The sequence below is a fragment of the Caballeronia sp. LP006 genome (assembly GCF_031450995.1).
Classification (GTDB): domain Bacteria; phylum Pseudomonadota; class Gammaproteobacteria; order Burkholderiales; family Burkholderiaceae; genus Caballeronia.
Genome location: NZ_JARTVW010000004.1, coordinates 16,816 through 40,052 on the forward strand (window position 1 = coordinate 16,816; position 23,237 = coordinate 40,052).

The 23,237-nt window shown below is 62.0% G+C and carries 21 protein-coding genes; 17 read left to right on the top strand and 4 right to left on the bottom strand.

The window, feature by feature from the left end:
* Positions 1-2: 2 nt before the first annotated feature.
* From P9250_RS10240 to P9250_RS10250, 3 genes are read right to left on the bottom strand one after another with little or no spacing between them, the layout of a single operon-like run.
* Positions 3-314, bottom strand: a complete 312-nt coding sequence (locus P9250_RS10240; protein ID WP_310392821.1) for a hypothetical protein — start codon at positions 312-314, stop codon at positions 3-5.
* Positions 247-732, bottom strand: coding sequence for a hypothetical protein (locus tag P9250_RS10245; protein WP_310392823.1), 486 nt, complete (start codon positions 730-732; stop codon positions 247-249). Before P9250_RS10245 ends, P9250_RS10240 begins: the two co-directional genes overlap by 68 nt.
* Complete coding sequence (locus P9250_RS10250; protein WP_250493698.1) at positions 686-1,393, bottom strand: hypothetical protein; 708 nt, start codon at positions 1,391-1,393, stop codon at positions 686-688. The genes P9250_RS10245 and P9250_RS10250 overlap by 47 nt, the downstream gene beginning before the upstream one ends.
* A gap of 300 nt (positions 1,394-1,693) precedes the next feature.
* Between P9250_RS10250 and P9250_RS10255 the strand changes: the two genes are divergently transcribed.
* Genes P9250_RS10255 through P9250_RS10295 form a run of 9 tightly spaced genes read left to right on the top strand, consistent with a single transcriptional unit; the run spans position 1,694 to position 11,692 of the window.
* Positions 1,694-2,362, top strand: coding sequence for a GntR family transcriptional regulator (locus P9250_RS10255; RefSeq protein WP_284503398.1), 669 nt, complete (start codon positions 1,694-1,696; stop codon positions 2,360-2,362).
* Positions 2,363-2,396: 34 nt separating this feature from the next.
* The gene (locus P9250_RS10260; RefSeq protein ID WP_310394119.1) at positions 2,397-3,203 is read left to right on the top strand and encodes an SDR family oxidoreductase; all 807 of its coding nucleotides are present in this window, start codon (positions 2,397-2,399) and stop codon (positions 3,201-3,203) included.
* Positions 3,204-3,217: 14 nt separating this feature from the next.
* On the top strand, positions 3,218-4,150 hold the full coding sequence (locus P9250_RS10265; protein WP_250467488.1) for a 3-keto-5-aminohexanoate cleavage protein: 933 nt from the start codon (positions 3,218-3,220) through the stop codon (positions 4,148-4,150).
* A gap of 46 nt (positions 4,151-4,196) precedes the next feature.
* Positions 4,197-4,943 (top strand): N-acyl homoserine lactonase family protein, encoded by a 747-nt coding sequence (locus tag P9250_RS10270; protein WP_284503887.1) that lies wholly within the window; start codon positions 4,197-4,199, stop codon positions 4,941-4,943.
* A 52-nt stretch (positions 4,944-4,995) separates the two neighbouring features.
* Positions 4,996-6,129: a sugar ABC transporter substrate-binding protein gene (locus tag P9250_RS10275; RefSeq protein ID WP_310392826.1), complete on the top strand. Its 1,134-nt coding sequence runs from the start codon at positions 4,996-4,998 to the stop codon at positions 6,127-6,129.
* A 30-nt stretch (positions 6,130-6,159) separates the two neighbouring features.
* Positions 6,160-7,674, top strand: coding sequence for a sugar ABC transporter ATP-binding protein (locus tag P9250_RS10280; RefSeq protein ID WP_250493696.1), 1,515 nt, complete (start codon positions 6,160-6,162; stop codon positions 7,672-7,674).
* Between the two features lie 10 nt (positions 7,675-7,684).
* The gene (locus P9250_RS10285; protein ID WP_250467485.1) at positions 7,685-9,784 is read left to right on the top strand and encodes an ABC transporter permease; all 2,100 of its coding nucleotides are present in this window, start codon (positions 7,685-7,687) and stop codon (positions 9,782-9,784) included.
* A gap of 35 nt (positions 9,785-9,819) precedes the next feature.
* Positions 9,820-10,761, top strand: a complete 942-nt coding sequence (locus P9250_RS10290; protein WP_310392828.1) for a 3-hydroxyacyl-CoA dehydrogenase — start codon at positions 9,820-9,822, stop codon at positions 10,759-10,761.
* Between the two features lie 28 nt (positions 10,762-10,789).
* Positions 10,790-11,692, top strand: coding sequence for an SMP-30/gluconolactonase/LRE family protein (locus P9250_RS10295; protein WP_309848461.1), 903 nt, complete (start codon positions 10,790-10,792; stop codon positions 11,690-11,692).
* Between the two features lie 18 nt (positions 11,693-11,710).
* Here the strand turns inward: P9250_RS10295 and P9250_RS10300 are convergent, their stop codons facing one another.
* Positions 11,711-12,496, bottom strand: coding sequence for a DUF3658 domain-containing protein (locus tag P9250_RS10300; RefSeq protein ID WP_310392830.1), 786 nt, complete (start codon positions 12,494-12,496; stop codon positions 11,711-11,713).
* Between the two features lie 273 nt (positions 12,497-12,769).
* On the opposite strand from P9250_RS10300, the gene P9250_RS10305 reads away from it, so the two are divergent.
* From P9250_RS10305 to P9250_RS10340, 8 genes are all read left to right on the top strand, one after another.
* Positions 12,770-13,162 carry a response regulator transcription factor gene (locus P9250_RS10305; RefSeq protein WP_250467481.1) on the top strand — a complete coding sequence of 131 codons (393 nt, stop codon included), beginning with the start codon at positions 12,770-12,772 and terminating at the stop codon, positions 13,160-13,162.
* Between the two features lie 102 nt (positions 13,163-13,264).
* Positions 13,265-13,771, top strand: coding sequence for a glycine zipper domain-containing protein (locus P9250_RS10310; RefSeq protein WP_310392832.1), 507 nt, complete (start codon positions 13,265-13,267; stop codon positions 13,769-13,771).
* 105 nt (positions 13,772-13,876) lie between these two features.
* The gene (locus P9250_RS10315) at positions 13,877-15,046 is read left to right on the top strand and encodes an efflux RND transporter periplasmic adaptor subunit (RefSeq protein WP_409014891.1); all 1,170 of its coding nucleotides are present in this window, start codon (positions 13,877-13,879) and stop codon (positions 15,044-15,046) included.
* Positions 15,047-15,058: 12 nt separating this feature from the next.
* Complete coding sequence (locus P9250_RS10320; RefSeq protein ID WP_310392834.1) at positions 15,059-18,262, top strand: multidrug efflux RND transporter permease subunit; 3,204 nt, start codon at positions 15,059-15,061, stop codon at positions 18,260-18,262.
* A gap of 19 nt (positions 18,263-18,281) precedes the next feature.
* On the top strand, positions 18,282-19,754 hold the full coding sequence (locus P9250_RS10325; RefSeq protein ID WP_409014892.1) for an efflux transporter outer membrane subunit: 1,473 nt from the start codon (positions 18,282-18,284) through the stop codon (positions 19,752-19,754).
* Entirely contained in the window at positions 19,751-21,016 is a 1,266-nt protein-coding gene (locus tag P9250_RS10330; RefSeq protein ID WP_310392838.1) for a paraquat-inducible protein A, read from the top strand. Before P9250_RS10325 ends, P9250_RS10330 begins: the two co-directional genes overlap by 4 nt.
* Positions 21,009-22,661, top strand: a complete 1,653-nt coding sequence (locus P9250_RS10335) for an MlaD family protein (protein ID WP_310392840.1) — start codon at positions 21,009-21,011, stop codon at positions 22,659-22,661. Before P9250_RS10330 ends, P9250_RS10335 begins: the two co-directional genes overlap by 8 nt.
* A complete protein-coding gene (locus P9250_RS10340) occupies positions 22,658-23,233 on the top strand; it encodes a PqiC family protein (RefSeq protein WP_250467476.1) in 576 nt (191 codons plus the stop codon). Before P9250_RS10335 ends, P9250_RS10340 begins: the two co-directional genes overlap by 4 nt.
* Positions 23,234-23,237: the final 4 nt, after the last annotated feature.

Below are 23,237 nucleotides of genomic sequence, written 5' to 3' on the forward strand. Positions count from 1 at the left end.
GGCTAGCGTTCGCGGCGTGCGCGTTTCATCTCGAGGTATAAGCGATTCGCTACTGGATCGTTCGCCATGTATGCAACGTCTTCGCCGCTGCTTTCCATTTGGCCATCGAGACCGGGTAACGCGGTGAGATGCGCAAGCAGGCCGGCGTGAGAGACGGCATCGACAATCAACGGCGCGAAATAGCTATCGAGATGCTTGTCCGCCGGGCTCTCGATTTCCTTTGTGAGCGCTTCCAGATAGGCTTCTTTACGCGATGCGCTCCAGTTGATCGCGAAATTGGCCCGGTAACAAAGCTCGGCATGAACGATCAGCATGGTGCGGCCGTTTCCGTCGAGAAACGGATGCCCAGGCGAATGCGCCCATCACGGTTCCAGGCGCTTCTCGCATCTTCAGCGGATGGTTGCCGATGGCAAGACCCCATTCAACCGCGCGTTGACATTGTTCCGACGCTTCGAACTGAATGCGTTGCCCCTTGCCGACGAGTCTTGCCACGCCTAGCGAGTAACGATCTTTTCCCGCCCAGGGATAGAACTCGTCGAACAGAATTCCGTGGACCTCGAGGAAATGCTCATAAGCAATGTTGCCTCGCACCGAGCGCAAAAATGTCAGTGCCTTTTCGAGGTTTGCTTCGAAGAAGCCGTGCTCCTGATACTTCAGCTCGTCGAGATCCTTGATGCGTTCAATGTTACGCAGATAGCCTGCCGTCTCGTAGTCCCCGAACGGGTCGAACACGCCTCACCTCTTTCAAATGATTGGTCATCAAGCGTGCGAACTGACGCGCGTTGACAATGTCGTTCTTCTTCAGCAACACGAGCAACTTCCCTGTCAAGTCGAAGTCGACGTCGTCTCCAGCGGCGCGTGTCACAGCTTCCGCGAAGTCATCGAGCCCGGAGCGCCGGTATTCAATGCCATGCGACTTCGCAAGGCGCTCTACGAAACTCGCAACGCCTTGAGTGGGCAGCTCGTCGATATTAGCGGGCAGCCCGGGCGTTTTGGTAACGTCTGTCTCGGCGCGCGGACGGACCACATATTGCACCTGAATGCCGTCCCACCCGAGCTTGCGCTGAGTCCGGTTGGTTCCAATATCGACCAGGCAAACAGCGCGATCGCGTTCGCGTCGAATGGTCAAGCCGATGACATGCACGCCTAGTTTGTCGAACACTTCGAAAAGCAATATTTCCAGCCGCACGGCAAGTTGCGCTTTGCCCGCCGAATCTGGAACCGCCTTTGCAAAAATTCCGGCTCCTAGTCTAACCAGCCGGCCATCGTCGATTTGATGCTGTATTGCCGTACTGAGGTGGGAGGCACTCGCAAGACCACTCAAGTCACGGCGAAGCACGACATTGCCTGCGCGTTTCTTCAATGAGATCGACAGCTTGCTATCCAGGTTCATGAAGCACCTCGGTTCGTCGACAAGGTAGTCATTATAAAACGATAAAAACGATTTAGATACATGAAGTTAGACGCGCATGAATTGCCTGATTACCAGCAACATATGCACGATGCTTTAACGTGTGATGCGCGTTTTCACCTATCAATCCCTCGTTGACTCCACGCCCATCACGTCCCACACTTCACTCCAAGCAAGTGTGATCACAGGTCACACAAACCATACGAAACCAAACCGGAGGCTGTGTTGGCGACTCGCACGACGACAGACCTTCCCGCGCTCGAAGTCGTGGCGCGCGAAACCATGGCCGGGCGCGTCTATGCGCAGTTGCGCGAGGCAATCATGACCGGCCGCTTCGCGCCCGGCCAGTTGCTGAGTCTGCGCAGCGTCGCGGAAGCGGTAGGGTCATCCACCATGCCGGTACGCGCCGCGCTCACGCGCCTGCAAGCGGAAGGCGCGCTGATCGACGGCGCCGGACGCGCGCTGATGGTCCCGCCCATGACGCTCGAATTGCTCGAGGAATTGCGCGACGTGCGCATCGCGCTGGAAGGCGCGGTCGCGAAGCGCGCAGCATCGCGCATGAGCCGCGCGCATCTCACGCAATTGCAGGAAGTGTTCGACGAGATGGATGCCTACGTCGAAGCCGGCGATGCATCCGCTTATCTGCGCAGCAACTTCGAATTCCATATCGCGATCTACACGCACGGCGCAAGCGATCTCACGCTCGCGACCATTCAAAACTTGTGGATGCGCATCGGTCCGTTCCTGAACCTCGTCGCGCCGGACATTCCGCACATGCGCAAGTCGATGGCCGCGCATCGGCATATCGTCGATGCGCTTTGGCGCGGGGATGGCGAAGGCGCGCGCGCGGGCATCGAGGAAGATATCGGCGATGCGGCGGCCGATCTACAGGAACGGCTTCCGGCCGCTCATTCGGAAAGCGGCAACGGCGAGCAAAAGGCAAGCGCCTGAGTTTGTATTCAACGATAACAATGACGGAGACATGATGACGGTTCTTCAGATGCTGAAACCGCACGCGGGTTTGCGCGTGCTCGTGACAGGCGGCGCATCGGGCATCGGGCTCGTGATTGCGCGGGCCTTCGTCGATGCCGGCGCGCGCGTGCACGTGTGCGATGCGAGTCAGGAAGCCATCGACGCACTCGCCGAAGCCGAAGCCAGCACGGAACTCAACGCGATCAGTTCGACGCTCGCGGATGTGTCGGATAAAGCGGCCGTGGAGCGCGTCTTCGCCGATGTCGAGCGCGAGCTCGGCGGTCTCGACGTGCTTCTGAATAACGCGGGAATCGCGGGACCGACAGGCGGTATCGACGAGCTCGACGAGAAGGATTGGGAAGACACGGTCGATATCAACCTCAACGCGCAGTTCTATTTCGCGCGTCGCGCGGTGCCGCTTCTGAAGCAGGCGCGCGATGGCGGCGCGATCATCGCGCTGTCGTCGGTTGCGGGCAGGCTCGGCTACGCCTTTCGCACGCCGTATGCCGCAACCAAGTGGGCGGTGGTCGGCATGACCAAGAGTCTTGCCATCGAACTCGGACCGTCGAACATTCGCGTCAATGCAATTCAGCCGGGCATCGTGAAAGGGCCGCGTATCGAGCGCGTGATCGCGGCGCGTGCGAAGCAACTGAATCTGCCTTACGAAGAGATGGAGAAGCAATATCTCGCGAAGATTTCGCTGCGCCGCATGACGACGCCCGAGGAAGTCGCAGCCACCGCCTTGTTCCTGTGTTCGCCGGGCGGCAGCGGCATCTCGGGGCAGGCCATTTCGGTGTGCGGCAACGTCGAAGTGCTCTAAACCAAGGAGACGACATGGCAACGAGACGCAAGGTCATCATCACGTGCGCGCCCACGGGCGCAATTCATACGCCGTCGATGTCGCCGTATCTTCCGGTCACGCCGCAAGAGATCGGCGATGCGGCGCTCGCCGCCGCCAAGGAAGGCGCCGCGATTCTGCATCTGCACGCACGCGATCCGAACGATGGTCATCCCACGCAAGACCCCGCCGTGTTCCAGGAATTTCTGCCGCGCATCAAGGCCGAAACGAACGCCGTCATCAATCTGACGACGGGCGGCAGTCCGCACATGACGGTGGCCGAGCGTCTGAAGCCCGCGCATCACTTCAAGCCCGAAGTGGCGTCGCTCAACATGGGTTCGATGAACTTCGGTCTCTACCCGATGCTGGACCGCTTCAAGGATCTGAAGCACGAGTGGGAGCGCAAGCATCTGGAGAACAGCCGCGATCTCGTGTTCAAGAACACGTTCGCGGATATCGAATACATCCTCACGTCGTGCGGTGCGAACGGCACGCGCTTCGAATACGAATGCTACGACATCTCGCATCTCTATAACCTCGCGCATTTCGTCGATCGCGGGCTCGCCAAGCCGCCTTTCTTCGTGCAAAGCGTGTTCGGTCTGCTCGGCGGTATCGGGCCGCATCCGGAAGACCTCGCGCACATGCGCCGTACCGCCGACCGTCTCTTCGGCAAGGACTATGTCTGGTCGATTCTCGGCGCGGGCCGTAACCAGATCACACTCGGCTCCATTGGTCTCTCGCAAGGCTCGAACGTGCGCGTGGGCCTGGAAGATTCGCTGTGGATAGAACCGGGCAAGCTCGCTGAATCGAGCGCGGCGCAAGTGCGCAAGATTCGCCAGGTTATCGAAGGACTGTCGCTCGACATCGCCACGCCAGACGAAGCGCGTGAGATGCTGAAGCTGAAGGGCGCAAGCGAAACCAACTTCTGAGCCAGAGGGCATCGTGAACGACAGGGCAAAGCTGAAAGTAGTCGCGATGCCGACGGGCTGGCTGACCGTCGATCGCTCGTCGCAAGTGTATGGCCGCTATTTCGGCCAGCAGATCAAGGTGCCGGTGTGGTCCACGGCAATCGTCGGGGCCGGCAAGAAGATCGTCGTCGATACCGGCATTCATGATCCAGGCTGGGTTTCGAACTTCGTGTGTCCGTGCGAGCAGGCGCCCGAAGAGAAGCTCGAACGCGCGCTCAAGGAGTACGTGGGATGGAGCGCGGATGACGTCGATATCGTCATCAACACGCATCTGCATTACGACCACTCGGGCGGCAACACGCTCTTTCGCAACGCACGCTTCATCGTGCAGGCAAGCGAATGGGAATACGCGGGGCATCCATTGCCGACGCAGGCCACGTATTACCAGGAGTTTCTGATCGGCCGCGAGCCGCTGGCGTATTTTCGGTGGCAGTTCGTGCATGGCGTGGCCGACATCGTGCCGGGCGTGCGCGTGGTGCCGACGCCGGGACATACGCCGGGGCATCAGTCCGTCGCGGTGGACACCGAAGACGGCGTCGTGCTGATCGCGGGCGACTGTGCGAACTGCATGGAGAACATCGTGGATCTGGTGCCCGTTGGCATCGTGCATGAAACGCTGGCGGAGTTCAGCTCGCTTTCGCGGATTCGCCAGATCGCGGATTTCGTCATACCCGGACACGATCCCAACGTCGTGCCCGGCAGCGCGGGTATTGCACTGCCGGCGAGCGCTCGCTTGCCGCATGTTCCGAAGTAAAAGCGCGCAATAGCAGAAGCGGTAAAAACCATACGAAGACCCGGAGGAAGACATGAAAGCATTGACGCAGACAATTCGTCGTGCGAAACGCACGGCGTTCGGTTTGGCGCTCGCGACGACGCTCGGTATCGCGATAACAGGGCAGGCCGCAGCGGCGGACAAGTACAAGGTGTTTCTGTCGATGAGCTATGTCGGCAACGACTGGCAGACCGAAGCTGCGAACATGGTGAAGGCAATGGCCAACACGCCCGCGCTCAAGGACAAAGTCGATCTCGAAGTGCAGGTCGCGGGCACCGACGCACAGAAGCAGATTCAGCAGATCAACTCGATGGTGCAGGCAGGCGCGAAAGCCATCGTGATCTACCCGATCTCGCCGACGGCGCTCAATCGCGCGATCAAGAACGCGTGTTCCAAGGGCGTGGTGGTCGCGGCGTACGACGGCGAAGTGACCGAGCCGTGCGCGCATAACGTGACCATCGATCAGCATCAGGCAGGCACCGTCACCGCGGAATGGCTCGCGAAGACCATCAACGGCAAAGGCAATATCGTGGTCGTCAACGGCGTGCCGGGCACGTCGGTGGACCGCGCGCGCACCGAAGCGGCAAAGGCCGTGTTCGCGAAGTTCCCCGGCATCAAGATAGTCGCCGAAGGCACCGGCATGTGGAGCCAGGCGACGGCGCGCACCGAACTCTCGAAGATTCTCGCGACGAATAGCTGGGACAAGATCGACGGCCTGTGGATGCAGGTCGGCTGCTTCACGGCGGCCTCGATGCAGCTCGAAGCCGGTATCGCCGATGACAAGATCAAGCCGTGCGCGGGCGAATCGTCGAACGGGCATCGTGTGCAGATGCTGCCGCCGGGAACGGTCAAGGGCGAGGGCACGTATCGCTCGATCGGGTATCGCTCGATCTCGTATGGCGCGCCGCCGTACTCGGGCGCCATGGCGCTCAAGATGGCCGTGCAGAAGCTCGACGGCAAGGACTTTCCGCCGCGCGTGACGCTCAAGCTGCCGCTCGTGCTCACGCAGGATTCGAAGCTTTGCAAGACGGGCAGTATCGAGGAACTGAAGGCGGGTTGCACGGCCTTCATGCCGGACAAGGTGCCGCCGGGCTGGTTCGCCGACATCTATTCGGAAGACACGAAGGAAGTGGGCTTCAACGCGGCGCTCACCGGCAATCAGGACTGAACGACATCTAAAGGTTAAGGGAGGCAAGCGATGACATCCCTTGCGATCGACCTGTCGAACGTGACGAAGCGCTTCGGCGCCACTGTCGCGCTCGACGGGGCGTCGTTCTCCGTCAAACGCGGCGCGGTGCATGCGCTGCTCGGCGAGAACGGCGCGGGCAAGTCCACCACGGTGAAGCTGCTGTCGGGTCTCATGCAGCCCGACGCCGGCAGCATTCGCGTGATGGGTCGGGACGTGGCGATGAAAGGCCCGAAGGACGCGCATCGGGCGGGCGTGCAGACCGCGTTTCAGGAGATGACACTCGTGCGCGATCTCACCGTCGCGCAGAATCTGTTGATGTCGTACGAGCCGACCGGCTTTCTCGGGCGCATCAGGAAGCGCGAGGCGCAACGCCAGGCGGCCGAATGGCTCGACAAGCTGGAACTGTCGGACGTGCGTCCTGGCGCTTATATACGCGACCTGTCGTTGCCGGTGCGGCAGAAGATCGAGATCGCCAAGGCCATCGTGCGCGCGCCGCAAGTGTTGCTGCTCGATGAACCGACGTCCGCGTTATCGGGCCGCGACGTGGCGTGGCTTTCGCGCCGTATCGACGAGATGAAGGCGCAGGGCGTGACCTTCGTGTTCATCTCGCACCGGATGCAGGAAGTGCGCGAGTTCTGCGACAGCCTCACGGTGTATCGGAATGGCAAGGACGTCGGTGCTTTCGATACCGCCGATATCTCCGATGACGAAGTCATTCGTCTCGTGATCGGCCGCTCGATGGAAGCGAAGTATCCGCCGAAGGTCACGCCGCCTGTGCTGACGGAGAACCACGGCGCGCCTGCAATCGAAGCACGCGGCATACGTGTCGATGGCGTCGTGAGCGAGTTCGACCTCAAGCTGAAAGTGGGCGAAGTGCATGGCATCGCGGCGTTGCAGGGCATGGGCCAGCGCGAGATGTTCGAGGCGCTCTTCGGCGCGAGCTTCATCGACGATGGCGAGATTCGTATCGACGGCAAGCCGGTTACGTTGACGTCCACGGCGGATTCGCTCAAGGCCGGCGTCGCGACGAGCTTCCTGCCCGAAGACCGCAAGACCGAAGGCTTGTTCCTGCGCTTGCCGGGCGGCGAGAACGTGTCGCTGCCGGTGATCGGACGCTACTCGCGTTTCGGCTTGATCGACCGCAAACGCGAACAGGCGGCCATACGTCGCTCGCTTGCGCAGATGGAAGTGAATCCGCGTGCGCTCTACAAGCCGTGTCTTTCTTTCTCGGGCGGCAATCAGCAAAAGATCGCGATGGCCAAATGGCTGCTCACGCAAAGCCGCGTGTGGCTCATGTTCGACCCGACGCGCGGTATCGACGTAGGCACCAAGCATCAAATATTCGTTTTGATGCGTGCGTTCGCGGCGGCGGGCGGCTCCGTGCTGTTCTATTCGACGGACGTGCCCGAACTCGTCAACGTGTGCGACTGCGTGTCGGTGATGTATCGCGGCCGCAATGCGGGCGAGCTCGAAGGCGAGGCGCTTACCGAAGAGAACGTGATGCGCAAGATGCTATCCAGTTGAGGAGTTGCATATGAAAATAGCCATAGCGTCGCCAGAAAGCGAGATCGTGAGGCCCGGCGCGCGCGTGGGAATCGGCGCGCGCATCGACCATCATCGCGGGCTCATCATCGCGATCGGTGCGTTGCTCGCCATGCTCATTGCGTGGGTCGCGCTATCCGCCACGCCGGTCGGCATGTACGACATCGGTTCGGTCATATCGAGCAGCACAACGCTCGCGCTCGCGGCCATCGGGCAGACCATCGTCGTGCTGTCGGGCGGGTTTGATTTGTCGGCGTCGGCGGTCGTGTCGCTGGCCAACGTGCTCGCGGTGCGCTTCGTGCAAGGCTCGCCCGTCGAGCAGTGGGCGGGCGTCGCGCTCATCATCGCCATAGGCGGCGGCATCGGCCTCGTCAACGGCGCGCTGATCGCGTGGTTCCGCTTGCAATCCATTGTCGTTACGCTCGCGACGATGTTCATGGTGCAAGGCGTCACGCTGCTCATCCAGAACAAGCCGGGCGGCAGCATCGGCGAACAATTCGGCGGCTTTCTCACGGCCGACCTGATTCCCGACAAGATACCGATGTCGGCTGTCCTGCTCGTCGTGGCTTTGCTCGTGTGGTCGTTCATCAAGCGCACGCGCTTTGGCGTCGGTCTCTATGCGCTTGGCAGCGACCCCGATGGCGCGTATGCCAACGGCATGCCGGTCACGCGTTATCGCATCGCGACCTATGCGCTCGCAGGCATGTTCTACGCGGCAGCGGGCCTATACGTGTCGGCGCAGACGGGTTCGGCCGATCCGCTCGTCGGCCGCCCGCTCCTGCTTTCCATGTTCACGGCGGTCGTGCTCGGCGGCACGTTGCTTGGTGGCGGTCGTGGCGGTTGCGTTGGAAGCGTGTTCGCCGCAATGACGCTGATGATCACGGTGAACATCCTGCTCGTCTTGAACGTATCGGCGTTCTTCACGACGATTGCCGAAGCCGTGATCCTGATTCTCGCGGTGCTCGGTTCTTCCATCGGCAAGCAGTCGGCGGCGCACGAGTGCGCGCGGCAGGCTTCGCAATGGCTCAAGGCCGTGCGAACGGGCACGCGTGCACGCGATGACGGCCATGCGCGGCACGTGGCGTTCGAAGTCGGCGATTATCGTCCCATCGAGAACAAGGAGTTGAAGGGCCGCGCGATCCCGGACTGGATCGAGCGCAATCGCGAATGGGTCAAGTACGTGATTCCCGCGTACCTGCTGTTCTTCGGCGTGGTCGTCATCACGGGCTTCGTCTATGGTCCGGGCGTGCTGATCAGCGCGAACTTCTATAGCAGCCTGCTCACGCTGACCTTGTTTCTCGCGGTCCTCGGTCTCGGTCAAGGCGCGGTCATTCTCACCGGCGGTCTCGATCTGTCGATGCCGTGGCTCATCACGCTATCGGGCGTACTGTTGACGGGTCTCACGCATGGCTTGAACGGCGCCGCGGTCTGGGCGGTGCCGGTCGTGCTCGGCGTGGGCCTGCTCGTGGGCATCTTCAACGGCGTGGGCGTCGTCATGCTCGGCTTGCCGCCGATTGTCGTGACGCTGGCGGCGAACGGCCTGCTGCAAGGTCTCACGCTCATCTATTGCAATGGCTCGCCGCAAGGCTGGACGCCGTCCGTGATCAGCGAGTTCGTCAATGCTCGTCTCGGTCCGCTGTCGCTAGCCGCCTGGAGCGTGCCGCTGTTTCTCGCGATTGCCTTGCTGCTGTTGCATCGGACGCCGTTCGGCAGGCGCGTCTATGCGGTCGGCAATTCGCCGATTGCCGCGCGTCTTTCCGGCGTGCGCGTCGGCTCCACGTTGATCGCGGTGTATTGTCTTTCGGGTCTGTGTTCCGCGCTCGTCGGCTTGCTGCTCGCGGGCTTCAGTTCGCAGGCGTTTCTCGGCATGGGCGATCCTTATCTCTTGCCTTCCATTGCCGTGGTCGTGGTCGGCGGCGCGCTCATCACGGGCGGACGCGGTCACTATCTCGGCGTGTTCGGCGGAGCGCTTTTGCTTACCGCGCTCGGCACTTTGCTCGCGGGCACGACCGTGCCGCCAGCGGTCCGCGACATCATCAATGGCCTCGTCGTTCTCGCTGCGGTGATCACGTTGCGCGACAAGCGAGGTTGACGAGCCGCTCATAAAAACCGGAGGAGACACAAGAAATGAACCCAAGGCAAATAGCGATCATCGGTACAGGACGCATCGGCAGGGCGTGGGCCATCGTGTTTGCGCGCGCGGGCTTCAGCGTGAATCTGCATGATGCGTCGAAGGACATGCTGAACGGCGCGATCGCTTCGATACGGGAAAGCGTGGACGACCTCGCGTCGTTCAAGCTGACCGACGAGTCGACCGATGCCATCGTCGCGCGCATCAAGACTTGCGAGTCGCTCGAGGAAGCCGTGTCCGACGCGGCTCTCGTGCAGGAGAACATCGCGGAAATGGTCGAGCCCAAGCGCGAACTATTCGCGCAACTCGACCGCCTGACTCATCCCAATGCGCTGCTTGCCAGTTCGACCTCGGGCCTGCCTGCATCGACCTTTACGCAAGGCTTGAAGGGCGGCGCGCGCTGCCTCGTCGCGCATCCGGTGAATCCGCCTTCGCTCGTGCCGCTCGTCGAGCTATGCGGCGCGCCGTGGACCGCGCCCGAAGCGATCGAACGAGCGCGCGCCATCTACGAAGCGGCGGGACAGAAGCCCGTGACCGTGAATCGTGAAATTTCGGGCTTTCTGCTCAACCGCCTGCAAGGCGCGGTGCTCGACGAAGCGCTCAGTCTCTATGCGCAGGGTTACGCCACGGCGGCCGACCTCGATACGGTCATGCGCGATGGTCTCGCCATGCGCTGGTCGTTCATGGGTCCGTTCGAAACGATCGATCTGAACGCGCCAGGCGGCGTCGCGGATTACGCGGCGCGCTATAGCGGCACATATCGCAACATCACGGCGACGCGCGTGCCTTTCGACTGGCCCGAAGAGATATTGACTAAGCTCGACGCCGAACGCCGCGCCGTTCTGCCGCCCGATCAGATCGAAAACCGCAGTAGCTGGCGCGATCGCAGGCTGATGGCGTTGATCGCTCACCGCCTCGCGGACAAGGACAAGGCGTAGCCACGCCACAACCAGGAAGGAGACGACGATGCCCGAAACCCGCTTGCTGGTCGATGCCAACAATCATCTGGGTGAAGGACCGCTTTGGGACGTGAAGGAGGAGAAGCTCTACTGGATCGACAGTACCGCCGCCGAAATCTATAGCTGCCGCGCCGATGGCAGCGAGGTCGAACGCTACTTCGTGCCGCGTCATATCGGTTCCATGGCGCTGCGTGAACAAGGCGGCGCGGTGGTCGCGCTCGCGAACGGGCTGCATTTCTACGATTTCGACGCGCAGACGGTGCAGTTTATCGGCGACCCGGAAAGCGACGATCCCGAAACGCGCTTCAACGACGGCAAGGTGGATCGGCAAGGGCGGTTCATTGCGGGCACCATGTCTTACGACTTCGATCGCTACTTTGCGGATCGCGGCCAGCGTTCCACGAAAAGCGGCGGACTTTATCGGCTCGATACGGACGGCAAGATCGCGCATCTGGACAGCGGCATCAGTTGTTCGAACGGTCCATGCTGGAGCCCGGACAACCGCACTTTCTACTTCACCGACACGTATAGCAAGGAGATGTACGCGTACGACTACGACATCGAAACGGGCGCCATATCGAACAAGCGGCTGTTTGCTTCCGCGCGCGACATGGCCGGCACATTCGATGGCGCGACGGTCGATTCCGAAGGCTACGTATGGTCCGCGCTGGTGTTCGGCGGGCGCATCCTGCGCTTCGCGCCCGATGGCTCGCTCGACCGTGTCGTGCCGTTTCCGGTTCGCAATCTGACGAGCGTGATGTTCGGCGGCCCGAATCTCGACATTCTTTACGTCACGACGATGGGCCGCCCGATGTGGGGCATTCCGCAGAAAGAGCGCGACAAGGGTGGTCTTTTCGCGGTGACGGGACTCGGCGTGACAGGCCTTCCAGAGCCGCGTTTTGCGGGGTGAGATTCGAACGCCCGACGCTTAACTCTTTACGATCCACACCGAGTTGAGATCGTGGGCGTCGCCTTCCGTTACCGTCAACTTGCCTGCCTCGATGAGGCGGGCAAAGCGCCACTTGCAGAAGAGATCGCTGCGTCCCGAACGATGCATGGCCGCGCCAAGCATCTCGCTGCTTGCGAGCTTGGCCGGGGCGCCCGACGCGAGCGCGATGAAGTCCGCGTCGTAATGATCGATGGGATGCGAAGCGAGCTTGCCGTCTTCCCACACACGCACGGCTTCCCCATCTTCCTTGAGCGCGGCCCATTCGTTCGCGAGTTGCGTGCGCAGGCCGGCGCTTGCGGGCTTGCGTGCCGCGACGAGCGCGGCGGCCGCGCCGACATCCAGCGCCAGCGCTTGTCCCTTGGGAATCGCGCGAGCCACGGCGCGCAGGCTCGCATCGATTTCGCTCACGGGCACGTCCGCGTCGCGCAGCCACCAGTGCGCGCGTCGACGCAGCGCTTGTTCCACATCGCCTGCCTCGGCCCAGATCACTACCTCGGACGCCTGAGTCGTAAGGTCGGCGAGGCGCCGGTTCATGTCGCGTAACTCGCCATACCAGTCCATCGACGCTTCGTCTTGCGGATCGAAGCCGCCGCACGCGTAGAGCGCCTTCATGAAGCCGACGCGCGCATCGGGCGAGCCGGTGTCGACATCGACGAGCGGGCCGATCGAGCCATCGTCGAGGATATCGATGACGGGATCGCGCAACGCCGTGCGCAACATGGCCGCGGCCGAGCCGCCCTGACATAGGTGATGGATGGTTTTCATCGGATTCTCCTCTTCAACGACATACCTTCAACGACACATCGCCGACCCCTCCGGCGCGTGAAGCCGCAGACTATAGCGGAATTCGTATCTCGAATTTAGCGGTCGGTCCCGGTTTTCTTCCCGGACCGGGTCCCCGCTTTATTCCTCACCGCGCTCATGGGACTAAAGTCCAATACCGGTTCAAGAGCCGCGCGTCTATTCTCCAGCGAGAAATCAAGAGCCGGGGCGTGGACACAGCGCCTCGTGGTGCTGCCGAACTTCACGCCTGATCCAATGAGCGATGCGACGCCAACCGTGGCCGTGGTCGATGACGACGAATCGGTCTGCCGGGCACTCAAGCGGCTGCTGCGTGCGGCCGGCATGGCGTCGGCGAGCTTCGGCACGGGCGACGCGTTGCTCGCCGCACTCGACGAAAACGACGCCGCATGGCGGCCCGACTGCATCGTGCTCGACGTGCAGATGCCAGGCATCAACGGGCTGGAAGTGCAACGGCGTCTGGCGGGCACCGACATGCCAATCGTCTTCGTCACGGCTCACGACGATCCCGCCGTGCGCGATACGGCGCTCGCCGCGGGAGCCGCGGCCTATCTGCATAAACCATTCGACGACGAAGTGTTCATCGGCGCGGTGCGCGCGGCCATTGCACGCGTGCGCGAGGCGCCATGACGTCCTTCCCGGCACCGCATAAAACGACGACACATGGAACGAGGGCCGGTTGCGTGCGCAGACGGTCAGGCATCGACGAAAACACTGAGAGGGAGTACCGAAATGAACAGCACGTTTCAAACCGCGCGGAGCCGGCGCGTGCGCCTGTCATCGAGCGTGGCGCTCATGCTTGCGACCGCGGTAACGCTCGAAGCAGCCGCGCAGCAGGCGATCTATTACCCCGCGCGCGGCCAAAGCCAGAGCCAGCAGGGCAATGACGTATCGCAATGCCAGCAATGGGCGAAGCAGAACACTGGTATCGATCCGATGGCACTCGCGCAGCAGGCTAACCAGCCACCGCCAACGCAGCAACAGGGCGGACGCGTGCGTGGCGCGGCGGGCGGGGCGGCAGCGGGCGCCGCGATGGGTGCGATAGCCGGTGACGCGGGCAAGGGCGCGGCAGCGGGTGCGGCGGGCGGTGCAGTAATGAGCGGGGTGCATCAACGGCAGCAGCGGCGTGCGGCCGCGTCGCAGCAGCAGGCCAATCAGCAACAGGTCTCGCAGGAGATGACGACCTTCAACCGGGCCGTGTCCGCCTGCATGACGGGACGCGGCTACACCGTGCAATAGACGCGAGCCACGCGAGCGGAGACACTTATGCCGACTTCACCTTTGCGGATCTTCAAAGCCCCCGCTCCGGCTTCGTCGGCGTTCGTGCGCTGGCGGCGCGCGGGCATGCGCTTCGTCGGCGTCTCGTTGATGTTCGCCATCGCGGCATGCGAGAAGCAAGCGAGCGCGCCCAAGCCCGCCGCGCCCGAAGTCACCGTGATGACCGTCGAAGGCCGCGACACGCCCGTCACGTTCGAATTCGTCGCGCAGACGCAGAGCTCGCGCGAAGTGGAGATCCGCGCACGCGTGGAAGGCTTCCTCGAAAAGCGCCTCTACACCGAAGGCGCGCTCGTGAAAGCAGGGCAGGTGATGTTTCAGATGGATCGCAAGCCGTTCGAGGCTTCGCTGCAAACCGCGCGCGGCCAGCTCGCGCAACAGCAGGCGCGGCTCACCGTGACCAAGGCGAATCTCGCGCGGGTGCGTCCGCTCGAAGCGCTGAACGCCGTCAGCAAGAAGGATCTCGACGACGCCATCGGCAACGAGAAATCCGCACAGGCCTCGGTGATCGCCGCGCAAGGCGAAGTACAGAACGCCGAACTCAATCTGGGCTACACCACCATCAAGAGTCCGCTCACCGGCTTGTCGAGCTATGCGCGCATGCAGGAAGGCAGCTATCTTTCGGCAGGCAATTCGAGCCTGCTGACTTCGGTCGCGCAACTCGATCCCATGTGGATCAACTTCAGTCTCTCGGAAAACGAGGTCTTGAGCTATCGCGATCAGATCGCGAAAGGACGCCTGACCGCGCCCGCTGACAAGCGTTATATCGTCGAAGTCATTCTCGCCGATGGCTCGCGCTATCCGGATACCGGCCCGGTCGATTTCTTCGCGCCTTCGTATAACAAGGACACGGGCACGTTCCTCGTGCGCGCGGTGCTGCCGAACAAGGCCGGGCAGTTGCGCCCCGGCCAGTTCGTGCGGGCGCTGGTGCATGGCCTCACGCGGCCGAACGCCATTCTCGTGCCGCAACGCGCCGTGTTGCAGGGCGCGAAAAGCCACTACGTATGGTTGCTCGACAAGGACGGCAAGACGCCGCGCGAGCAAGTGGTGGAGGTGGGCGACTGGCTCGGCGACAACTGGTTCATATCGGATGGTCTGCGCGCGGGCGACCGCGTGATCGTCGATGGCGCGATACGCGTGTCCGCGGGCGCGCCCGTCAACGTGAAGGGCGATGCCGCGCCCGTTGCGCCGCCAGGCGAAGCGACCATCAAGGTCGAGCCAGCCCAACAGGCGAAGTGAGCGAAGGCCGCCATGAAATTCTCTCACTTCTTCATCGACCGGCCTATCTTCGCGATGGTCGTGTCGATCGTCATCACGCTCGCGGGCGTCATTGCCATGCTCGCATTGCCGATCGCGCAGTATCCGGACATCACGCCCGCGCAGGTCACGGTGACGGCTCAGTATCCCGGCGCAAGCGCGGATGTCGTCACCAACAACGTGGCCGCGCCGATCGAGCAGCAGGTGAACGGCGCGGACAACATGATCTACATGAACTCGTCGAGCTCATCGACGGGACAAATGACGCTCAACGTGTTTTTCGATATCGGCACCAACCCGCAACTCGCGCAAGTGGACGTGCAGAATCGCGTGAACCTTGCGTTGCCGCAGTTGCCGCAATCGGTGCAGGCGCAAGGGGTGCAGGTACAGAAGAAGTCGTCGGCGTTCATGATGGTGATCGCCATCTATTCTCCGAGCAACCGCTACGACGCGACGTATATCGCCAACTACGCGAACATCTACGTGCTCGATGCACTGAAGCGCATTCCCGGCGCCAATCAGGCGAGCATCTTCGGCTTTCCGGATTACGCGATGCGCATCTGGCTCAAGCCCGAACGCATGGCACAGCTCGGCGTGACGCCTTCTCAAGTGCAGAGCGCGGTGTCCAATCAGAACCAGCAGTTTGCGGTGGGCAGTATCGGACAATCGCCGACGGGCACGCCCGTGCAGCAGTCGTTCGCCGTCACCACCACGGGACGGCTCGCCACGCCTGCCGAGTTCGAGAACATCATCATTCGCGCGCAGAACGGAGGCGCCGCTATCGTGCGCTTGAAAGACGTGGCGCGCGTCGAACTCGGACAGAAGGATTATTCGATCCGCAGCCGCTTTCAGGGCAAGCCCGCAACGGTGATCGCCGTGTATCAGCAGCCGGGCGCGAACGCGCTCGATGTATCGAAGCAAGTGCGCGCCACGCTCGAACAGATGAAGAAGTCATTTCCGGAAGGGATCGACTATCGCGTTTCGATGGATACCACCGAGTTCACGCGCGCTTCGATCGCCGATGTGATCCACACCTTCTTCGAAGCACTCGTGCTCGTGGTGATCGTCGTGTATCTGTTCCTGCAGAGCATACGCGCGACGCTCATTCCGGTGCTGGCGGTGCCGGTGTCGATCGTCGGCACGTTCGTGGGCATGTCGCTGCTCGGCTTTTCCATCAACATGCTCACGTTGTTCGGGATGGTGCTGGCGATAGGGATCGTGGTGGACGATGCCATCGTCGTGATCGAGAATGTCGAGCGCAACATGACGGTCTTCAAGCTGCCGCCGAAAGAAGCCGCGAAGCGCGCAATGGACGAAGTCTCGGGACCGGTCGTCGCTATCGTGCTCGTGCTGTGCGCGGTGTTCGTGCCCGTGGCGTTTCTCGGTGGCATCACCGGGCAGTTGTACAAGCAGTTCGCCATCACGATCGCCATATCCGTGGTGTTCTCCGGGATCGTTGCGTTGACCTTGTCGCCCGCGCTCGCGGCACTGCTGCTCAAGCCCGAGCATGGCAAGAAGGCGCGCTTTTTCGCGTGGTTCGACAACGGCTTCGCGAAGATGACGCGCGCTTATTCGCGCTCGGTGGCGTTCGTCATCAAGCGCTCGATCCTCATGTTGCTGATCTTCGCGGGCATGATCGGCCTTTCGATCTGGATGGTGAAGTCGATACCCACGAGCTTCTTGCCGCCCGAGGACCAGGGGTATCTGCTCGGCGCGGTGATCATGCCCGATGCCGCGAGCCTCGACCGCACCGGAGAAGTCTCGGAACGCGTAACCGATTACTTCATGAAGCAGCCAGGCGTGGACAGTATCACCACGGTGGATGGCTTCAGCCTGCTCGACAGTCAGACGAAGAACAACGCGGGTACGTTCTTCGTCGGCTTCAAGAGTTTCGATGAGCGCTACTCGTCCGCGAACATTCGCACGCAAAATGCGCGCGCCGTGCTGCTCGGCGCGTACAAGAATTTGTCCACGGTGAGTCAGGGTATCGTGCTGCCCGTCAATCCGCCTTCCATTCCGGGCCTTGGCACGACGGGCGGTTTGGAGATGTGGATACAAAGCAAGGGCGATGCGGGCAGCGCGCAGATATCGGCCAGGGTCCAGGATTATCTGGCGAAAGCGAAGCAACGGCCCGAATTGCAGGGCGTGACATCCACGTTCAACGCCAACGCGCAACAGCTTCAAGTCGAAGTGGATCGTGCCAAGTCCGAAACGCTCGGCGTTCCGGTGCAGGATGTCTACAGCGCGATGCAGACCATGTTCGGTTCGCTCTACGTCTCGCAGTTCAACAAGGACAGCCGTCTGTGGCAAGTGATCCTGCAGGCGGAATCGTCGGAGCGTCGCACGCCCGAGGACTTGAATCGCATCTTCGTGCGCGGCAGTTCAGGCGAAATGGTGCCGTTGAAATCCGTAGTCACGTACAAGTACGTGACCGGTCCCGATCTGATCACGCGCTTCAACAATTTTCCCGCAGTGAAGATCACGGCCAACGCCGCGCCCGGTTACAGCACGGGGCAGGCCATGGCCGCGCTGCAGGACATTGCGACGAGCACGTTGCCGCAGGACTACGGTATTGCGTGGAGCGGTCAGGCATACGAGGAACAGAGCTCGGGCAGTTCATCGGCGATGGTGTTCGTCTTCGGCCTCGTCATGGTGTTCCTGATTCTCGCCGCGCAATACGAGAAGTGGTCGTTGCCGATGGGCGTCTTGCTCGCCGTGCCCTTCGCCTTGTTCGGCGCACTGCTCGCCATTCTGCTTCGCGGGCTCGACAACAACGTGTACTTTCAGATCGGCCTCACCATGCTCGTTGCGCTCGCGGCGAAGAACGCCATTCTGATCTTCGAGTTCGCGGTGCTCAACCGCGAAGCGGGCAAGTCCATCTACGAGTCCGCGATGACCGCCGCATCCGAGCGCTTGCGCCCGATTGTGATGACATCGCTCGCGTTCATTCTCGGCTGCGTGCCGCTTGCGATTGCGACGGGGGCATCGGCGAATAGCAGGCATTCCATCGGCACGGGTGTGATCGGCGGGATGCTGGGCGCCACGCTCATCGCCGTGTTCTTCATCCCGATGTTCTATTACGTCATCGAGACCATGAGCGCCAGGTTCGGGTCGAAGAAGAAAGGCGAAGGCAAGGGCGAAGCGGGTTCATCGCCCGCGGCGGACCATGACGGGCCCGCAACGCACGGAGGCGAATGACATGCGCTCAACCATAGCCATGAAACCGTCATCGCGTGTGATCGTGCTGATCGTGTCGTCGATGCTCGGCGGTTGTCTGCTCGGGCCGAATTACGAGCGTCCCGCCATCGAAACGCCCGATAGCTTTCGCTTCGCCGCACAGCAATCGAACGAGATCGCCAACACGGCATGGTGGGAGCAATTTCAGGACCCCGCGTTGAATCAGTTGATCGCCATTGCGTTGCAGGAGAACAAGGATGTGAAGATCGCGGCGGCGCGCGTCGATGAATTCCTCGGGCAATTTCAAGTCACGCGTTCGCAGCTGTTTCCGCAAGTGGGATTGGGCGCGAATGCCGAGCGCGAGCGCTTACCCATCGGGTCCGCGCAATTGCCGCCGGGCGTAGGCACGGTCATCAATCAGTATCAGCTCGCGTTGAATGCTTCGTGGGAAATAGACGTGTTCGGGCGCTTGCGGCGTCAGACGGAAAGCGCACGCGCTAGTCTGCTTGCAAGTGAGGAAGGCCGCCGAGCGACTATTTTGTCGTTGGTGGCTTCGGTGGCATCGACCTACATCACGCTCGTTTCGCTCGACCGGCAACTCGATATTGCGCGAGCCACGGTCAAGAGCCGGCAGGAGTCCGTGATCGTGTTCGGCCTGCGCTTTCAATACGGCGAAGTCTCGCAGATGGAACTGGCGCAGTCGCAGTCGGAGTATCAGGCCGCGCTCGCGACGATTCCGCAACTCGAACAGCAGATCGCCACGCAAGAAAACGCGTTGTCCATTCTGCTGGGCCGTAATCCGCAAGGCATCGCACGCGACCGCGAACTCGACGATCTGGCCACGCCGCAAGTCCCAGAAGGTCTGCCCTCGGAGTTGCTCACGCGGCGGCCGGATCTGCGTCAGGCGGAGCAGAACCTGATCGCGGCGAATGCGCAGATTGGCGCGGCGCGGGCGCTGTATTTTCCGTCGATATCGCTCACGGGCCTCTTCGGCACTGCAAGCACGCAATTCTCGCAACTCTTCACGGGAGCGGCGCGCGTGTGGTCGTTCGCGGGTGCCGTGACGCAGCCCATCTTCACGGGCGGAGCGATCAGCGGACAAGTCAAGGCGGCGGAGGCGCAGCAGCAACAAGCGCTTTTCTCCTATGAAAAAGCGATTCAAGTGGCGTTTCAGGATGTCGACGACAGTCTCATCACGCTAACCAAGAGCCGCGAAGCACGCGATGTGCAGGGCCGTCAGGTCGATGCCTTGCGTACCTATGCCAATCTCGCGCGGCTGCGTTACGAGGGTGGCTACACGAGCTATATCGAAGTGCTTGATGCGGAACGCAGCCTCTTCCAGTCGCAGTTGAGCTATACGCAGACGCAGGCCGCCGCGCTCAATGCCATGGTTTCGCTCTACAAGGCGATGGGCGGCGGCTGGGTCGCGGAAGCCGAGCAACGCACGGCAGTGGTCTACGACACGCGCGGCGCGGTGGTCAAACGCGATGCGAAGGACGAGCCATCGCCATGAACGCGCGCGCCAACATGCGTTTGATCGCCTGTCACGAATGCGATCTCCTGCAACATGAAACCGTGCTGCAAAGAGGCGGCGTCGCGCGCTGTGCACGTTGCGGCGCGCCGCTGTATCGCAATCGTCCCGATGGACTGAATCGCGCGCTTGCCTGCACGCTCGCCGCCCTCACGATGTTCTGCATCGCCAATGCGTTTCCTATCGTGGGACTCGAAGTGAGCGGCACGGTGGTTCAAACCACCCTGCTCGGCGCGGTGCGTGTGCTTTACGCCGATGGCATGTGGCCCATCGCGGGGCTCGTGCTCGCGACCACGTTCATCATGCCGCTTGCCGAGATGTGCGCCATGGCGTGGCTGCTCGTTTCACTGAGCAGGGGTTACGCGCCGCGTGCCGGACGTGCCGCCTTTCGCGCGTTGCATACGGTGCGGCCGTGGGGCATGACCGAGGTGCTGATCCTCGGCTTTCTCGTGGCGCTCGTGAAACTTGCGCATATCGCGAGTGTCGTGCCTGGCCTTGCGCTCTTTGCATTCGGCGGCGTCATGCTGCTGATCTCGGGCGCTTCGGCATCGTTCGATCCGCGCGAGGCATGGGCATTGATCTACAAAAGCAGCCTCGCCGATGCCCCTGCTTATCGCGGCCACGCGCGCACCGCGAAACAAGCGGGCTTCTTCGTCTGTCACGATTGCGCGCTCGTCTCCAAGGCGCCGCCGCATGCGCACGACGGAAACTGTCCGCGTTGTCATGCACGGCTGCACTTTCGCAAGCCCGACAGCATCGAGCGAACGTGGGCGCTGCTGATCGCCGCGATGGTGCTCTACGTTCCCGCCAACGTGCTGCCCGTGATGGATACGAGTTCGCTCTTCGGCGCGCAGAAGGACACCATCATGAGCGGTGTCGCGTATCTGTGGACTTCGGGTTCATGGCCACTCGCGGTGCTGGTGTTCATCGCGAGCATTGCCGTGCCAATGCTCAAGATACTCGCGCTGCTCATGCTCGTCGTCAGCACGCAGATGCGCTCGCGCTGGCTGCCCGCGCGGCGCACGAAGATCTATCGCATCGTCGAGTTCGTCGGTCGCTGGTCGATGCTCGATATTTACGTGATCACCGTGCTCGTCGCGCTCGTGCAGTTCAATGCGCTGGCGACGATACGCGCGGGCGCCGCCGCCATTGCTTTCGGTGGAGTCGTCGTGCTGACGATGTTCGCGGCAATGGCATTCGACCCGCGTCTCATCTGGGACGCCGCGGACCAAGGACATGGCTGAACCTCCCGATATCAAGCGAGCGCCTCCGGATGAATTTCCCGAAGCCTTGCCCGCCCGCCGCCCGCGCTTCGGCATTTCGCTGATCTGGCTCGTGCCGCTCATCGCGGTGCTGATCGGCGGATGGCTCGCGGTGCAGGCCATCCTCGAGAAAGGTCCGACGATCTCCATTACTTTCAACACGGGCGAGGGGCTCGAAGCGGGCAAGACCAAGCTCAAGTACAAGAACGTGGATATCGGCACGGTCAAGAGCGTGGTGCTCGCGCCGGATCACAAGCGCGTGATCGCATCGGCGGAAATGGCGAAGGATGCGGAACACATGCTCGTCGACGACACACGCTTCTGGGTCGTGCGCCCGCGCATTTCAGGCGGCACGGTGTCGGGCCTCGGCACGTTGATCGGAGGCGCGTTCATCGGCGTGGATGTGGGCGTGAAGAGCGCGAAGCGTCACGACTATACCGGGCTCGAATCGCCGCCTGTCATCACGGCGGACGTGCCGGGGCGCGAGTTCGTGTTGAAGAGCCCGACCATGGGTTCGCTCGATGCCGGTGCACCGATCTACTTCAGGCGTCTCCAGGTGGGACAGGTGACCGCCTATGAGCTCGATGCGGACGGCATGGGCGTGACCATCCACATTTTCGTCAACGCCCCTTACGACAAGTACGTCAAGCTCGATACGCGCTTCTGGCAGGCGAGCGGCGTGGACGTCAAGCTCGATTCGACCGGTGTGAAGATGGACACGGAATCGCTCGTCGCGATACTTGTGGGCGGGCTCGCATTCGAAACGCCGGCGCCCTTGAAAGAGCTTGCCGATAGCTCTGATCATCAGGATCTGGCGGAAGCGCCTGCGAGCAGCGTGTTCCAGCTCTTCGGAACACGCCCCGAAGCGATGAAGCGGCATGATCGTATCGTCGATACCTACGTGTTCAATTTCAAGGAATCGGTGCGCGGTCTGTCGGTCGGCGCGGAAGTGGATTTTCGCGGTATCGTGCTCGGCGAAGTGACGGCCATCAATACGCAATACGATCCGGTGCGGCGGGAATTCAGCATCCCGGTACGCGTGAACTTCTATCCGGAACGCTTCACCATGCGCATACGGGCAGGCGACAAGACGGGACGTCTCGTGCCCGACCGGCATCAGCTCTTGCAATACATGGTCGAGCACGGCTTTCGCGGGCAATTGCGTACCGGTAGCATCCTGACGGGGCAGCACTATATCGCGGTCGATTTCTTCCCGAACACGCCGAAAGAAAAGATGGACACAAGCGGCGATCCGCCGGAAATTCCGACCGTGCCGGGCGGCTTGCAGTCATTGCAGGACTCCGTGCAGGCACTCGTGGCGAAGTTCAACAAGATTCCGATCGAAGGGATCAGCAACGACCTGCGCGATACGCTCAAACAGGCGCAGGTGCTTATCAAAACGCTCGACACCGACGTCGCGCCACAAGCGAAAGCAACGCTCGCGGCTGCACGCGATGCGCTCGGCGCGACGAGCCGCGCGTTGCAGAGCGACTCGCCGTTGCAGACCAGCACCGCCGAAACCATGCGTGAGTTGTCGCGCACGGCCGCTGCATTCCGCAATCTCGCGGAGTATCTCGAACAGCATCCGGAAGCGATACTGCGCGGCAAGCCGGAGGATAAAAGGTGATATACCGTTTCTTCGTTCCAGCGCTCATCGTCATGGTCGGCGCGTGTGGTGCATCGCCCAAGGCCGCGTTCTATACGTTAAGTCCCGAAGCCACACTGCAACCTGCCGCGAATGTCAGGCCCGTTCGCGTGACCGTGGGGCCCGTGACGGTTCCCGACCTTGTCGACAAGCCGCAAATGATCACGCGAACCATGCCGAACGAAGTGACCGTGAACGAGTACGCGCGCTGGGGCGAGCCGTTGAAAGAGAATATCGCGCGTACGTTGGCGGCGGATTTGTCGCGCGTGCTTGGCGTGGATAATGTGTCGATTTATCCGCCGAGTGCGGATATCAAGACCTATCAGCTACGCGTCGATGTGATGCATTTCGAATCCGTCATCGACGATTCCGTCACGCTCGATGCACTCTGGAGCCTTCGCGCCCCCGATGGTGTATCGCATTTCGACGGGCACACGCTCGTGCACGAAAACACGAAAGGCGATGGTTTCGCCGCCATCGCCGCGGCGCATAGCCGCGCGCTCGCGCAGATGAGCCGGCAGATCGCGGCCGCGCTCGGCGAGATGCGGCAATGAACGA